At 40.1% G+C, this 14711-nt stretch carries 15 protein-coding genes; 11 read left to right on the forward strand and 4 right to left on the reverse strand.

Annotated elements, in window-relative coordinates:
- Positions 1–12 precede the first annotated feature (12 nt).
- Positions 13–1251 carry a beta-ketoacyl-ACP synthase II gene (gene fabF, locus LQ216_RS03455; protein ID WP_230126713.1) on the forward strand — a complete coding sequence of 413 codons (1239 nt, stop codon included), beginning with the start codon at positions 13–15 and terminating at the stop codon, positions 1249–1251.
- A gap of 105 nt (positions 1252–1356) precedes the next feature.
- On the opposite strand, the gene LQ216_RS20320 is transcribed toward fabF, so the two are convergent.
- Positions 1357–1479: a hypothetical protein gene (locus tag LQ216_RS20320; RefSeq protein ID WP_290369216.1), complete on the reverse strand. Its 123-nt coding sequence runs from the start codon at positions 1477–1479 to the stop codon at positions 1357–1359.
- Between the two features lie 214 nt (positions 1480–1693).
- Between LQ216_RS20320 and LQ216_RS03460 the strand changes: the two genes are divergently transcribed.
- Positions 1694–2461 (forward strand): DUF2268 domain-containing putative Zn-dependent protease, encoded by a 768-nt coding sequence (locus LQ216_RS03460; protein ID WP_230126714.1) that lies wholly within the window; start codon positions 1694–1696, stop codon positions 2459–2461.
- 154 nt (positions 2462–2615) lie between these two features.
- The gene (locus LQ216_RS03465) at positions 2616–3371 is read left to right on the forward strand and encodes a YjbA family protein (protein ID WP_230126883.1); all 756 of its coding nucleotides are present in this window, start codon (positions 2616–2618) and stop codon (positions 3369–3371) included.
- Between the two features lie 29 nt (positions 3372–3400).
- Here the strand turns inward: LQ216_RS03465 and trpS are convergent, their stop codons facing one another.
- Both trpS and LQ216_RS03475 read right to left on the reverse strand, forming a co-directional pair.
- A complete protein-coding gene (gene trpS, locus LQ216_RS03470) occupies positions 3401–4387 on the reverse strand; it encodes a tryptophan--tRNA ligase (protein ID WP_230126715.1) in 987 nt (328 codons plus the stop codon).
- A 113-nt stretch (positions 4388–4500) separates the two neighbouring features.
- A complete protein-coding gene (locus LQ216_RS03475) occupies positions 4501–4845 on the reverse strand; it encodes a DUF3899 domain-containing protein (RefSeq protein WP_230126716.1) in 345 nt (114 codons plus the stop codon).
- 367 nt (positions 4846–5212) lie between these two features.
- Between LQ216_RS03475 and LQ216_RS03480 the strand changes: the two genes are divergently transcribed.
- The 6 genes from LQ216_RS03480 to LQ216_RS03505 all read left to right on the forward strand — a co-directional run bounded on the left by LQ216_RS03480 (position 5213) and on the right by LQ216_RS03505 (position 12440).
- On the forward strand, positions 5213–6919 hold the full coding sequence (locus LQ216_RS03480) for a peptide ABC transporter substrate-binding protein (protein WP_230126717.1): 1707 nt from the start codon (positions 5213–5215) through the stop codon (positions 6917–6919).
- Between the two features lie 149 nt (positions 6920–7068).
- On the forward strand, positions 7069–7998 hold the full coding sequence (opp3b, locus tag LQ216_RS03485; protein WP_230126718.1) for an oligopeptide ABC transporter permease: 930 nt from the start codon (positions 7069–7071) through the stop codon (positions 7996–7998).
- Positions 7998–9032 (forward strand): oligopeptide ABC transporter permease, encoded by a 1035-nt coding sequence (gene opp3C, locus LQ216_RS03490; protein ID WP_230126719.1) that lies wholly within the window; start codon positions 7998–8000, stop codon positions 9030–9032. Before opp3b ends, opp3C begins: the two co-directional genes overlap by 1 nt.
- A gap of 17 nt (positions 9033–9049) precedes the next feature.
- A complete protein-coding gene (locus LQ216_RS03495) occupies positions 9050–10093 on the forward strand; it encodes an ABC transporter ATP-binding protein (RefSeq protein ID WP_230126720.1) in 1044 nt (347 codons plus the stop codon).
- On the forward strand, positions 10093–11034 hold the full coding sequence (locus LQ216_RS03500; protein ID WP_290369220.1) for an ATP-binding cassette domain-containing protein: 942 nt from the start codon (positions 10093–10095) through the stop codon (positions 11032–11034). The genes LQ216_RS03495 and LQ216_RS03500 overlap by 1 nt, the downstream gene beginning before the upstream one ends.
- A 200-nt stretch (positions 11035–11234) precedes the next feature.
- Positions 11235–12440, forward strand: coding sequence for a putative glycoside hydrolase (locus LQ216_RS03505; RefSeq protein ID WP_230126723.1), 1206 nt, complete (start codon positions 11235–11237; stop codon positions 12438–12440).
- A gap of 124 nt (positions 12441–12564) precedes the next feature.
- Here LQ216_RS03505 and LQ216_RS03510 read toward each other — a convergent pair whose 3' ends face one another.
- Positions 12565–12753 carry a hypothetical protein gene (locus LQ216_RS03510; RefSeq protein ID WP_230126725.1) on the reverse strand — a complete coding sequence of 63 codons (189 nt, stop codon included), beginning with the start codon at positions 12751–12753 and terminating at the stop codon, positions 12565–12567.
- Between the two features lie 138 nt (positions 12754–12891).
- Here LQ216_RS03510 and LQ216_RS03515 point away from each other — a divergent pair, with 138 nt between their 5' ends.
- Together LQ216_RS03515 and spxA are read left to right on the forward strand one after the other, a co-directional pair.
- Positions 12892–13467: a GNAT family N-acetyltransferase gene (locus LQ216_RS03515; RefSeq protein ID WP_230126727.1), complete on the forward strand. Its 576-nt coding sequence runs from the start codon at positions 12892–12894 to the stop codon at positions 13465–13467.
- A 506-nt stretch (positions 13468–13973) separates the two neighbouring features.
- The gene (gene spxA / locus LQ216_RS03520; RefSeq protein WP_230126729.1) at positions 13974–14369 is read left to right on the forward strand and encodes a transcriptional regulator SpxA; all 396 of its coding nucleotides are present in this window, start codon (positions 13974–13976) and stop codon (positions 14367–14369) included.
- The last annotated feature ends 342 nt before the right edge of the window (positions 14370–14711 follow it).

A 14711-nucleotide genomic window follows, 5' to 3' on the forward strand; every position in this document is an offset into this window, starting at 1 on the left:
AATTATTTTTCTATGAATAAACGCCGGGTAGTTGTAACAGGAATCGGATCAGTCACTCCATTAGGAAATGATGCAGAAACAACATGGTCGAATATTCTCGCTGGTAAGTCAGGAATCGGGCCATTAACCCGCTTGAACGCGGATGAATATCCCGCGAAGGTAGCAGCGGAGGTAAAAGATTTTAGCATTGAAGAATATATAGACCGGAAAGATGCCAGAAAGATGGATCGTTTTACACATTATGCCGTCGCGGCTTCTATGATGGCGGTCAAAAATGCAAAGCTTGAAATCACCGAAGAAAATGCGCCAAGGGTAGGCGTGTGGATCGGTTCGGGGATTGGCGGAATGGAAACCTTTGAAAACCAGCATGAAACGTTTTTAAACAGAGGGTATAAAAGGGTAAGCCCTTTCTTCGTACCAATGATGATTCCGGATATGGCTGCCGGGCAGGTTTCGATTATGCTTGGTGCTAGAGGAGTGAACTCCTGTACAGTGACAGCTTGTGCTTCCGGTACGAATTCCATTGGTGATGCGTTTAAAGTTATCCAACGAGGCGATGCGGATGCCATGATTACCGGCGGAACCGAAGCCCCAATTACATCCATGGCGGTGGCAGGTTTCTGTGCCAATACTGCATTATCGACTAATCCCGACCCGCAGACGGCAAGCCGTCCTTTCGATTTAAACAGAGACGGCTTTGTGATAGGAGAAGGAGCAGGAATCATCGTGCTTGAAGACTTGGAGCATGCGTTAAACCGCGGCGCTGATATTATTTGTGAAATCGTCGGTTACGGGTCTACAGGTGATGCTTATCATATTACCGCCCCGGCACCTGAAGGGGAAGGCGGAGCGCGTGCGATGAAAATGGCGATTAACGATGCCGGCCTCAGCCCGGAGGAAATTCAATATGTGAATGCCCATGGAACCAGCACCGCTTATAATGATAAATATGAAACGATAGCCGTGAAAGAAGTGTTTGGCGACCATGCCCGTAAGCTTGCGATGAGTTCAACTAAATCGATGACAGGCCATTTGCTTGGAGCGGCCGGAGGAGTGGAAGCTGTTTTCACGATCCAGTCGATCCGTGACGGAGTGATGCCGCCAACGATGAATTTGGAAACGGCTGACCCCGACTGTGATTTGGATTATGTACCAAATGAAGCAAGAAAAGCTGAAATAAAGGCGGCAATGAGCAATTCTCTTGGTTTTGGCGGGCACAATGCAACGATTGTGTTCAAAAAATACGAATAAAGTACGGAAGGTGCACCCGATTTTGACGGTGCACCTTTTTATATTCAAATATCCGAACCATAAGAAAAGGCAGCAGTTAGCGAGACTGCTACCTTTCCTAGTTACTTAATTTTTTCGGGATTGAGTATTAAACGATTGAAACTGGCTCATTAACTTTTGTCGATTTTTCTTGTCCTTTAAAAAATATGCGGCTCCTACTGCCAATCCGCCCATAAGTAATTTTCTCATCGTTTTCCCTCCTTATAAATTAGCTTATAAAGATTACTTCCCTTGATGAAGTACAGATAAACGACTATATAAAAGGAACTTTTATCCAAATGCTATCCAACAACTCAGCACCTGTTATTAAGGCTTCCCTCCTGAGGTTATTTCAATTCGGCAGCCGTCTCGTACTGGTCGCGTTTGCATAGTATATTGTAACAGAAAAATTTGGAGTGATGGGATGACGGTCATTAATACAAGGGAATGGTTGGAGAACGATTTGGCCAATCCTATAGAAATGCTAAAAAAATGTAATGAGTCTTATACGAAAGCAGAATTGGAACAGTATTATGAATACTTGAAAAGATTCGGTATGTATACGCCTTCTGCTAAAATACGACAAGATCTGGATCGCTTAATTGACAAAGATATCTGGGGTAAAACAAAACAAATCTTTTCAAAATATAAGGGCCTATGGAAGGGTACAGATATTCCGGTCTATATCTTTCCCTATAAAGGATCAGGTCGCTTGCTTCGGACGCAGGATAATAAATCCGGTTTGGCTTTTAAAGACAGACTGTTTCTTTTTATACATTCCACCATTAGCGATAAAGAGCTTGAAGCGGTTTTTGTGCATGAATATCACCATGTTTGCCGGCTTAACTTGCTGAAGAAATCCCCTGCGAAATATACTTTGCTCGACTCCATCATTTTGGAGGGCCTGGCCGAATATGCCGTTTCAAAGCATGTAGGCAAGGATTATTTGGCGAAATGGACGTCATTATATGGAGAAAGCGAATTACTTAATTATTATGAGCGTTATTTGAAAAAAAAGCTTCAAACTAAGCGTTCTGATGAGCTTCATGACCAATTGTTGCTCGGGATGAAGCCTTTTCCATCCATGCTTGGTTATTGTGCAGGGTATTACATGGTAAAGAATGCTGGATTAATCCCAATTAAAAAAACTTTTACGATTTCCTCTGAAGTATTTCTGGAAAAAATGGAGTAAGCCTTATCGAATAATTGGTAAGGCTTACACAAAAAATGTCACCTATCTAAATTATTGGTATTTTTAACCCATCCATATGCAATAAAGGAATAATTTCTCTAAGCTCTGCCTATACTGATGGACAAATAGATTTATGTAAGCGAGGGGTTAGATGATGTTATATCTTCACGATGTATGGGTGAATTGGTTTGAAGGGGAAGAAAACGGCTATAATATTTGCCATTTCCATGAATGGAGAAAAGATGACGGCATTGAACTGTTAGATCAAGTACCGTTATTTAAAATTTCGGCCCCGTTATTCAACTACATAGAAAATGACTTATCGGAATTGCCTAAAGCACTTCTGAATGATGTCTATCAAAAAGCGTATTCAAGAAAAAACCACGAGAGAGTTCAATTGGATTATTGTTTTATCGTAACAGATGGTTCCGGAATCCTGGCGGTCGATACAATCGGTTACCATATCCCGATTCGAAAAAGCAGACTAATCCCCAGGCAGGAACAGATTGTATATGATATGGTCGATAATCATCCGGAAATGGAATACACGTTTTCAGAATCAGAGTCAACGGCTAAAGAGCATCATATTTTATCTCCTGACCCGGCTTTCATGAATGGATTGACAAGAAGGGAACGCCAGCTTAAGCAGCTATTGTTCATGGCGCTCGATCAGCTTTTCACAGCAAACAACACGGCTGAAATTCGCTATTGGTACACGGAATGGGCCCCGGAGAAATATGAATATATTCAGGCATTGGAATTCGAAAACGCATGGCATGAACTATATGAAGAAATACAGGAAGGTTGGTCGGACAAGCATTCGATCCTGTGTGAAAACTTGGTTAAGGGGCAACCATTTTTTGAAAAACTATGGGAAATGGAGATAGGTGACAGCCCGTCCATGACATAAGAAAAAACGGGATCCGCAATGGTCCCGTTTTAGCGTTTTCTTCCCAGTCCGATGCTGTTATACATTTTGCGAAGCATATTATTCGCGACCACATTCGCTTTTTCTGCGCCCTGATCCAAAATATCATCAAGCTCCTTTGATTCCAATAACTCATAGTATCTTTCCTGAATCGGCTTGATTTCTTCTAAGACAACCTCGGCTAAACCCGATTTGAAATCGCCATAGCCCTTTCCTTCATACATCGCTTCGATTTCCTGGACGCTCTTCTTGCTGAAAATAGAATAGATGGATAGAAGGTTGGAAACTCCTGGTTTATTTTCTTTGTCATATTTGACAATACCCTCTGAGTCCGTCACGGCGCTCTTGATTTTCTTCTCAATCTGTTTAGGATCATCCAGCAGTGTAATCGTTGCTTTTTTGTTCGGGTCGGATTTGCTCATCTTCTTTTCCGGCTCCTGCAAGGACATAATCCGCGCTCCAACCTTTGGAAGGCTGATTTCGGGAACCGTGAAAATCTCGTTATATTTTTTATTGAAACGTTCTGCCAAATCCCTTGTAAGCTCGATATGTTGCTTTTGGTCTTCCCCTACAGGAACAACATCTGTTTCATATAGAAGGATATCAGCGGCCATAAGCGGCGGATAGGTGAGAAGTCCAGAAGATACGCCTTCTTTACCGGTGGATTTATCCTTGAACTGGGTCATCCTTTCTAGCTCTCCGATATAGGCGTTACATTGCATGATCCATCCTGCTTGCGCGTGAGCGGGAACTTCTGATTGGATAAAGATTGTATTTTTTTCGGGATCAATCCCGATTGCCAAATAAAGCGCAGCTAAACTTTTGACATTCTTTCTTAGCTCCAGGCGATCCTGGGAGACTGTGATGGCATGCTGATCGACAATGCAGAAAAAACACTCGTATTCATGCTGCAGGTCGATAAATTGTTTCATAGCCCCGAGATAATTTCCCAATGTAACGGAGCCTGTAGGCTGAATGCCTGAGAATATCCTTTTCACGTACCAAGTCACTCCTTAACCATTTTTCATAATTGTATTTTTGTAAAATTTTATGGGATAAACCCATTATAACCTTTAAGCTTAACTATAAGCATAAACAATTTTTCAGGAAATCATAAGTAATAGATAAATAAAGCTCCCAGTACGAATAACAACAGAATAAGGCCGACGACGACCAAGGAGTTATATGGGAAGGAAACCAGCTCTGAAAGCGGAGTTTTTTCCTCCTTTTTCTGCCGACTTTCGCTTGATTCAAATACAGTCCGAAAACTGTAGAAAATAGCATCAAAGAAGCCTCTTTGAACAACTATCGTGAAAAGAGAGAGCATAAGCAGCCCGCCTGCGATATAAAAAGTGATGTTGATAAAATAAAGCAGCGTAATTTCTCCATAAGAGATAAAGGATATAGAAAAAACTAATCCAAGGGCGATTGCAGTCCAAATAAAAATTTTTTTCATTATAAGACCTCACTTGCTATTTATGTAAGAAGTAGTATATCAAAAAGAGGAGGAAAAGATATATTCTGAATTCCAACGAGTTATTCTAATATAAGGATTTATGATTATTTTCCACACCAAACCATAATATATCGAAAATCGACAAACTTTGGCAACGAATTAAACCAAGCAATTTTAGTTTAATTTGCTGGTTTAAAGTGCTAAAATATTAAGGAATATTAACGAAATGTAAAAAACAAGAGCTCGAATGTCCTATTTCCATAATTTTCGGTAAACTTTTTTGAAAAAACTTATATACAAAATTCTAAAAACTTGTATATAATAATCTTTGTAAGAATTTTTAATAAAAAAAAGGGGTGTCTCGAATTTGAAAAAGTCAAAATTTTCTTTGCTTTTGATTCTTACACTTGTGTTCAGCTTATTCTTAGCTGCATGTAGCGGTGGAGATGACGAAGCAGGTGGCGAGAAAGATGGAGCCAAAGACGATGGCAAAGCTAAAGTTGCTGCTACTCAGGAATTGAAGATTCTTGATTCTTCGGAAATTCCAACAATGGATACAGCATTGGCTGAAGGTTCAACAAGCTTTGACTATATCAATAACGTAGGTGAAGGCTTATACCGTCTTGACTTGGAAAATAAGCCAGTTCCGGCAATGGCTGAAGGTGAGCCTGAAATGAATGAAGACAAAACTGTCTTTACTTTCAAGCTTAGAGATGCTAAATGGTCAAACGGAGATCCTGTAACTGCTAATGATTTCGTATTTGCATGGCAGAGAGCAATCGATCCTAAGACTGCTTCTCCATACGGACCGTATATGATGGGCGGAAAGATCAAAGGCGCCCAAGAAATCACGGATGCTGCAGCGGCTAAAAAGTCTTACGATGTTAAGTCACTAGGTGTAGTAGCTAAAGATGACAAGACATTGGAAGTTACTTTAGATAAGCCAATCCCATATTGGGAAGATTTATTCGCTTTCCCGACTTTCTATCCACAACAAGAGAAATTTGTTACTGAAAAAGGGAAAGATTACGCAAGCAATAAGGACAACTTATTATACAATGGGCCGTTCGTAATGACTAAATGGGATGGACCTACTGGTACTGAGTGGGTTCTTGAAAAGAACGAAAACTATTGGGATAAAGATAGCGTAAAATTAACAAAACTTACTTTTAACGTAGTTAAAGACTCTAATGCTCAAGCTACTGCTTTCGAAGCTGGTGAGGTAGATAGAACATGGAAGCTTTCTTCTGATCTTGTACCTCAATACGAAGGCGATGAGCGCTTGGTTAATGAATTAGAAAAAACGACTTTTTGGTTGAAAATGAACCAGAAAAATAATGAGGCACTACAGAATGTAAACATCCGCCGTGCAATCGCACAAGGATTTAACAAAGAAGATTTCGTTAACAGCATTCTAAACAATGGTTCACTTGTAGCTAACGGTCAAATGCCTAAAGAATTCGTAACGGATCCTGCAAGCGGCAAAGACTGGCGTGAAGTGAACGGCGACTTAATCAAGTTCGACGCAGAAGCTGCTAAAGAATCTTGGGAAAAAGGCTTAAAAGAACTTGGCAAAAAAGAACTTACTATTCGTTACCTTGGTGGGGACACAGAAACTGCTAAGAAAACGTCTGAGTACATGAAAAACCAATTGGAAACTAACCTTCCAGGTTTGACAATAAAAGTTGAAAATGTTCCGTTCGCAGTTCGTCTTGAGCGCGATAATAGTCAAGATTATGATCTCCAGGAAGCTGGATGGGGCCCGGATTACCGTGACCCAATGTCCTTCTCTGACTTGTTCGTAACTGGCGGAGGAAGCAACAGAATGGATTATTCCAATAAGGAATATGATGCGTTGATCAAAAAGGCTCGTACTGAACTTGGTGACCAACCCGAAGAATACTACAAGACATTGTTAGAGGCTGAAAAAATCCTTATCGAGGAAGATGTTGCGGTCGCACCGATCTATCAGCGTAACTCTGCAACGCTTACAGCAACAAAGATTAAGGACATCGCGGCTTACGATTACGGTCCAGACTACTCTTTCAAATGGGCTTATGTAACCGAAGAATAAAAATTATTGGCGGATTTTCGTTTCTAAATATATAATATTTTAGAAGTTGAAAAGAGAGTATATTTCACAGATATACTCTCTTTTTCCCTGTAGTAAAATTATTCAGACTAAAGGGAAAATTAAATTTTTCGCAATAGGAGGTGCACAAAATGGCTAAATATTTGGCTGAACGGGTTTTATATATGATCATTACATTGTTTATCATCGCTTCTGCAACTTTCTTTCTGATGAAGCTCATCCCAGGATCCCCATTTGCCAATGCTAATAAATTAACCCCTGCACAGCTGGAAATCATGAACGAAAATTACGGCCTTAATCAGCCAGTGCCGGTTCAATATGCCAAATACATGGGTAATCTCGTGCAAGGGGATCTCGGTATTGCCTTCCAATTTGGGAATACCCCAGTTAGTGATTTGCTTGTCAGCAGATTAGGACCTTCCTTGCAGCTTGGTTTGCAAGCTATGATCTTAGGTGCAATTGTAGGAATATTATTAGGAGTCATAGCGGCTTTAAAGCAGAATACATGGATTGATTACGGAGCCACATTCGTAGCCGTAATCGGGAAAGCCATCCCTAGCTTCGTTTTTGCCGGTTTGCTACAATATTTCATTGCCTTTAAATTAGGCTGGTTTCCGGTTATTTTCTGGAAGGGACCGGAATATACCGTACTTCCAACAATCGCCCTTTCGATGTTTTCACTTGCAACATCAGCCCGATTTATGAGGACTGAAATGATTGAAATATTAAGTTCGGATTATATTACGCTGGCAAAAGCAAAAGGTGCAAGCTTTTTTGAAATTGCGTTTAAGCATGCGTTACGAAATGCTTTGATACCAGTTATAACAGTGCTTGGACCTTTAACGGCTGCATTGATGACCGGGTCTTTAGTTGTAGAAGAGATTTTCGGTATCCCTGGAATTGGGGAACAAATGGTCAAGTCAATTGCGGTTAATGATTATAATGTTATTATGGGTACCAACCTGGTATATGCTACTTTATTTGTTGTAATCGTTTTGATTGTGGACATATTGTATGGTGTCATTGATCCACGAATTCGAGTTGTGGGAGGGAAGAAATAATGGCACAACTTAATGAAAAAATATCTCCTGAAAAATTCAAGCCGGCCATTATTGATTCCGCGAAGAGTGAAGAAATTAACAAGCCTAGCTTAAGTTTCTGGAAAGATTCATGGTTGCGCGTCCGTAAAAATAAAGCTGCGGTAGCCAGCCTGGTGATTATGATATTAATGATCATAATGGCATTTCTTGGCCCGGCTATCAGCGACAAGGATAGTGAATTCCAACAGGTTTCCCAAAATAATCTGCCACCCAAAATTCAAGGATTGGAAAGTGTTGGCTGGCTTCCTTTCGATGGAATGAAAACTTTGAATAGCGGTAAAGTTGTCGATGCCTATGAACAGAAAAATGTACCAGATGACGTATATTATTGGTTCGGTACCGACGCACTGGGACGGGATTTATTTACCCGTGTCTGGGAAGGTACACAGGTTTCTTTAACCATCGCTTTACTGGCGGCTTTAATAGATTTGGTAATAGGGGTCGCATATGGTGCAATCTCCGGATACTACGGCGGACGTACTGATAATGTCATGCAGCGGATTGCCGAGGTGTTAATGGGAATACCGAACCTGGTTATCGTGATCCTCATGATTCTTGTTCTGGAACCGGGTATCGTTTCAATTGCTGTTGCCATGAGTGTTACCGGCTGGGTAACAATGTCGCGTGTAGTCCGCGGACAGGTTTTAAAATTGAAAGAACAGGAATTTGTACTCGCATCCCGAACATTGGGGAATTCCCATGCAAAGATCATTACTAAACATTTATTACCCAACCTGGCGGGTGTAATAATCATAAATACGATGTTTTCGATTCCGAATGCGATATTCTTTGAAGCATTTCTAAGCTTTATTGGATTAGGGCTTCAGCCGCCGGATGCTTCTCTTGGTACACTTATTGATGACGGGTTCAAAGTATTGCGCCTGCATCCGCACGAAATGATCATTCCTGCGATCGTGATCAGTATTATAATGGTATCATTCAATATGCTTGCTGATGGATTAAGAGATGCCCTCGATCCAAAAATGCGAGATTAAGAGGTAGGTGAAGATAATTGGAGAATATATTACAAGTTAAGGACTTAAACATCTCTTTTCACACTTTTGGTGGGGAAGTTCAAGCGATACGTGGTGTGGACTTTGAACTGAAAAAAGGAGAAACGTTAGCGATCGTTGGAGAATCGGGCTCTGGTAAATCAGTAACAACCAAGTCGATTATGAGACTTTTGCCTCCTGGAAACTCAGAAATTAAAAATGGCGAGATTTTATTTGATGGAAAAGACCTCACAAATCTATCTGACAGACAGATGCAAAAAATTCGCGGCAAAGACATTTCTATGATATTCCAGGATCCTATGACATCCTTGAATCCTACTATTAAAATAGGAAAACAAATCATGGAGCCGATCATTAAGCATCAAAATGCAAGCAAAGCAACCGCAAAGGAAAGAGCAATGGACTTGCTACGCCTCGTAGGAATTCCGCAGCCTGAAAGTCGCTTTGAGCAATATCCGCACCAGTTTTCCGGCGGGATGAGACAAAGGGTTGTTATTGCGATTGCATTGGCTTGTAATCCGAAAATATTGATTGCAGACGAGCCGACGACGGCACTTGATGTAACCATCCAGGCACAAATTTTGGAATTGATGAAGGATTTACAGAAAAAGATTGATACATCCATCATCTTCATTACCCATGACCTTGGAGTTGTGGCGAATGTTGCTGATCGAGTTGCCGTGATGTATGGCGGGAAAATCGTTGAAGTCGGTACGGTTGATGAAGTATTCTACAATCCTAAGCATCCGTATACATGGGGATTGATCAGTTCTATGCCAAGCCTGGATGCGCGAGATGAAGAACTTTACGTAATCCCAGGAACTCCTCCTAATTTGCTTAACCCACCTAAAGGGGATGCTTTTGCTCCTCGCAATGAATACGCGATGCAAATTGATTTAGAGGAACAGCCTCCGATGTTCAAGGTTTCAGACACCCATTATGCAGCAACGTGGCTTTTGCATCCGGACGCCCCGAAGGTTGAACCGCCTGAAGCTGTTAAGAGACGGATGAAGAAGTTCCTTGCAGATCAGGAGGGAATATGATGGAACAACGTGAAAAATTAGTAGAAATACGGAATTTAAAACAGTATTTTAATGTTGGCAAACCAAACATGGTAAAGGCGGTTGACGATATCTCTTTTGATATTTATAAAGGAGAAACACTCGGTCTTGTTGGTGAGTCCGGCTGCGGAAAGTCCACCACCGGACGAACGATCATTCGTCTTTATGATGCTACAGATGGTGAAGTCATTTTTGACGGCGTCGATGTGCATGGAAAGAAATCGAAAAAAGAGCTGAAGGCTTTCAACCGTAATATGCAAATGATTTTTCAGGATCCGTCGGCTTCTTTGAATTCGCGAATGAAGGTGTCTGATATCATCGCTGAAGGCATTGACATTCACGGTCTCGCTAAAACAAAAGAAGAACGGATGGAGATGGTCTACGACTTATTGGAAACAGTAGGTTTAAACCGTGAGCATGCGAACCGGTATCCGCATGAATTTTCCGGTGGCCAGCGCCAACGTATTGGAATTGCGCGTGCATTGGCCGTTCAGCCAGAATTCATCATTGCTGACGAGCCCATTTCTGCTTTGGATGTATCCATCCAGGCACAGGTAGTCAATTTGATGAGAAACCTTCAAAAGGAAAAAGGACTAACATACTTGTTCATCGCCCATGATTTGTCGATGGTTAAGTATATCAGCGACCGGATCGGGGTTATGTATTTTGGTAAACTTGTAGAGCTGGCACCGAGCGACGAGCTGTATAAAACTCCTATACATCCTTACACTCAATCACTGTTATCTGCCATTCCACTTCCTGATCCGGAAAGTGAAAGGACAAGAAAGCGGAAGGTATACAATGCCAATATTCATGATTATGCAGAAGGTGAAGATGTTAGAATGCGTGAAGTGAAGCCGGGGCATTTCGTATATTGTTCAGAAAAGGAATTACAACAATACCAGGCAATACATGTTAAATAACCAATAACGACCTCTTTAAGGGGTCGTTTTTTTTTTGCTGCCCATAGCCATCTAAAATAAAACAGGAGTAAAACTTGTGATACGTGGTAAAGGGTGAATGATTGGCTATTTCTAAGTATTTCCTCAAAAAATAGCCTACTTCTTTCCGCAAGCTAGATTATAATAGAAGACGGGACTACAAGTTTGAGAGGAGCGGCAACATGAATGTATTCAAGAAGTGGGCAATAACCGGCATTGCGATAGCAACTGTATTTCAAGCATACGGATATTCGGTTCAAGCTGAGGAAACAATTACTTCCAAAGAACATCATAAGAATGAAGTGGCGCTATCAACAAAAAATATACCGGAGGGGATGGCCCGGTTTGTCTATGATTCTGGTCTGACGTTTACATATCCGGATGCAGTACGCGGTATTTATGTTACGGGACATTCAGCGGGAGGCGAGAATTTTAATAGACTTGTGCAATTGCTTGATAAGACCGATTTAAATTCTATGGTCATTGATATTAAGGACGACTGGGGAAATGTAACCTACCGGCCGGAAGATCCAAATTCTCCATATGCGGGAATTGGTAAGAACTACATAAAAAATCCAGTTGAAATGCTTAAAGTACTGGAAAAGAAAGAAATCTACCCAATCGCGAGGATTGTTGTTTTTAAGGATTCCCTGTTACCGAAGGAAAGGCCTGAACTTTCTTATATGGACGGTAGCGCAGTCTGGAAAAATGGAAGAGACGAGTCTTTCGTTAATCCATTTATGAAGGAAGTATGGGATTATAATGTTGGAATTGCAATTGAGGCAGCGAAAATGGGTTTTCAGGAAATTCAATTCGACTATGTCCGCTTCCCGGAAGGATTTGAAAAGAGGGACAGCACCTTAAAATATAGCATGGGTGAATATAAGGACCTAAAGATGGACAATACCCAAAAAAGGGTACAAGCTGTGACGGACTTTGTCGCCTATGCACATGAGAAATTACAGCCATACGGAGTAAAAGTGTCAGTAGACATTTTTGGTTATTCGGCAACTCTTCCGGAAGCACCGGGAATCGGGCAAAACTTTTCAAAGATATCTGAAAATGTGGATGTCATCTCTTCCATGATTTATCCGAGCCATTGGACTTCATATTTCGGCGTTGCAAAACCTGACCTTGAACCATATAAAGTGGTGTCTGAATATGCGAAATTGGAGAAGCAAAAATTGGCTGAGCTAAAAACTCCCCCTATATCGAGGCCGTGGCTGCAGGATTTTACTGCTTCCTATTTAGGTTCTGGAAACTACAAAAAATATGGTAAAGCAGAAGTGGAAGCTCAAATAAAAGCGTTGAAAGATAATGGAATCAATGAATATCTGCTTTGGAATGCAGGCAACCATTACACGCAGAATGTAGATTTTACGCCGTAGTATTTACCTAAAAAAAGATACCCTATTTTTACATACGATGCTCTAACAACGTCGTCTTAAAAATAGGGTATCCAATTAGGATTTAGTTGACTTTTCGCTCAGATGATGTAAACTGCACAGTATCTTATTTTTTCTTTTTCCCGCCAACGTTGTTCCATCCGGACTGAATTCCTGCCGAATGGTCTGAAATATCAGAATGACGTTTTCCACCAAATAATTTTTCTCCGATGCCGTTCGTTAACACACCATTTATTGCTGTAATACCGATGATGAGGACAGCAACCACTGTTAAATCGAATATATAACCGGCCATGATAACCTCCCAATACGCGCTGTAACACTTGCACCCTACAGGCGAATTTTTCATCCTTATCTATATTTTAGTTGATATGTCGCCGCTTTTAAAGTGAAACTTTTCCTTTTGGCCGGGTACAACGAGAGGAGCCCTATTATGAATTGGTATGAAAAGCTAAATCAATATTTTCCGATTGAAGAAATGAAATCAAAGAAGCATATGGAAACCCTTTTGAAAGAAAAGGGTGATATATATCATAAGGATGAAGGACCGAATCATGTGCTGATGTATGTAGAAGACGATCGCTTCGTCTTTGTGGACTATCTATTTGTTTCCGGAAATTCACGCGGGCAAGGTCTTGGGCAGAAACTTATGAACAAACTTAAAAAGAAAGGCAAGCCGATATTATTAGAGGTTGAACCTGCAACCGAACAGGATGCCGATACTAGAAAAAGGCTCCGTTTTTATAAACGGGAAGGTTTTAACCACGCTTCGTCGATTTCTTATAAACGCCGCTCTTTGGCCACCAATGAAATTAATGAAATGGAAATTCTTTTCTGGGCAAATGACTCTGTAGATGAAAAGCACATATACGGTTGTATGAAAAAAACGTATGAACGAATACACACATATAAAGACAAATTTTTTTACGGTAAGAAATATCAACCTGTAGAAGAAGTATTAAAAATAAATGACCGAAAAGATGATCACGATATATTAAAGGCGGTATAGGATTAAGGAGTGAAGGGGAATTTATCCTTCGCTCTTTTTCATGCCATTAATCCTAATTTTTCCGAAGAGCAGAAAAAAAAACTATTTTTTTTCGAAGAAAAGGGATATATTTAATATTTGAGGAGTTCTATTTAAAAAAAACATTTAATTTTTTGTTTAAAATGATTTCACCCTGGGTACATAAGAAATAGGATTATTTATTAAATCAATGAATGTAAGTAAAATGTGAATGGTACGGTTAATTGAGAAAATAGGTAGATTTTTTCAATCAGAGATCAATGAAAAGGAATTCTTAAAACGGCATCAACATTGATTTATAAAGGGAAAAATCATGAAAAAATCAAGGTTTTTAACATTTTTCAAAAAAAGTATTCAATTTACTAGTTTTAGTGTATAATAATTTGTAGAGATTACTTATTTAAAGTTATTTTAATCTAGAGTGGAAAGTAATGTTTGATTTCCCAGCATAGATCGTCGATTCTATATTTAGGGAGTGTGAATGTTTCATGGTAACATTGTATACATCACCGAGCTGTACATCATGCCGGAAAGCAAAGGCTTGGTTGGAAGAGCATCATATTGGATACTCAGAAAGAAATATATTCTCCGAACCACTATCCATCGATGAGATCAAAGAAATTCTCCGAATGACTGAAGATGGAACGGATGAGATTATTTCTACAAGGTCAAAAACATTTCAAAAGCTTCATGTTAATTTAGAAGATTTGCCTCTGCAAGAACTATATAAACTGATCAAAGATAATCCGGGCATGCTAAGAAGACCGATTATCCTTGATGAAAAAAGGCTACAGGTAGGTTATAACGAAGATGAAATTCGCCGATTCCTGCCACGCAAAGTCCGTACATTCCAGCTTAGAGAAGCGCAAAAAATGGTTAATTAAATGAATATGTAAGGCCCTGTCAGGTTTTCCTGGCAGGGCTGTTTACTTTTTCTCCCCTGAAGGTTATGTTAAAACAGGATTGGGTTGAAAAAGCGATGATTGGCTCATTTCAGCTTTACGGAAAAGACCTTTGGAATCTTCTTTCAACATATCATCCAGTAGCCTTTAGAAACTAACTTCCTAACCGATATATATATAAGGAAATACAGCTTTTCCCATTATTGAAAATAGTGTCTTCAAAGTTGCAGACTCGTGAATTTTTTTGTAAAATGAATGAAATATTAGGCAAACGATTGTTTTTAAAATGAGACATGTTTTTCATTTCCCTTATCGATTGTTTTG

The sequence above is a fragment of the Bacillus sp. CECT 9360 genome, from assembly GCF_918741275.1.
Lineage (GTDB): Bacteria > Bacillota > Bacilli > Bacillales > DSM-1321 > Peribacillus.

Excerpts from the sequence above, each read along its gene's own strand:
- opp3C (WP_230126719.1), top strand. The coding sequence starts at position 7,998 with ATGGCACAACTTAATGAAAAAATATCTCCTGAAAAATTCAAGCCGGCC.
- spxA (WP_230126729.1), top strand. The coding sequence starts at position 13,974 with ATGGTAACATTGTATACATCACCGAGCTGTACATCATGCCGGAAAGCA.
- LQ216_RS03475 (WP_230126716.1), bottom strand. The coding sequence starts at position 4,845 with ATGAAAAAAATTTTTATTTGGACTGCAATCGCCCTTGGATTAGTTTTT.
- LQ216_RS03460 (WP_230126714.1), top strand. The coding sequence starts at position 1,694 with ATGACGGTCATTAATACAAGGGAATGGTTGGAGAACGATTTGGCCAAT.
- fabF (WP_230126713.1), top strand. The coding sequence starts at position 13 with ATGAATAAACGCCGGGTAGTTGTAACAGGAATCGGATCAGTCACTCCA.
- opp3b (WP_230126718.1), top strand. The coding sequence starts at position 7,069 with ATGGCTAAATATTTGGCTGAACGGGTTTTATATATGATCATTACATTG.
- LQ216_RS03505 (WP_230126723.1), top strand. The coding sequence starts at position 11,235 with ATGAATGTATTCAAGAAGTGGGCAATAACCGGCATTGCGATAGCAACT.
- LQ216_RS03510 (WP_230126725.1), bottom strand. The coding sequence starts at position 12,753 with ATGGCCGGTTATATATTCGATTTAACAGTGGTTGCTGTCCTCATCATC.
- LQ216_RS03515 (WP_230126727.1), top strand. The coding sequence starts at position 12,892 with ATGAATTGGTATGAAAAGCTAAATCAATATTTTCCGATTGAAGAAATG.
- LQ216_RS03465 (WP_230126883.1), top strand. The coding sequence starts at position 2,616 with ATGTTATATCTTCACGATGTATGGGTGAATTGGTTTGAAGGGGAAGAA.
- LQ216_RS20320 (WP_290369216.1), bottom strand. The coding sequence starts at position 1,479 with ATGAGAAAATTACTTATGGGCGGATTGGCAGTAGGAGCCGCATATTTT.
- LQ216_RS03500 (WP_290369220.1), top strand. The coding sequence starts at position 10,093 with ATGGAACAACGTGAAAAATTAGTAGAAATACGGAATTTAAAACAGTAT.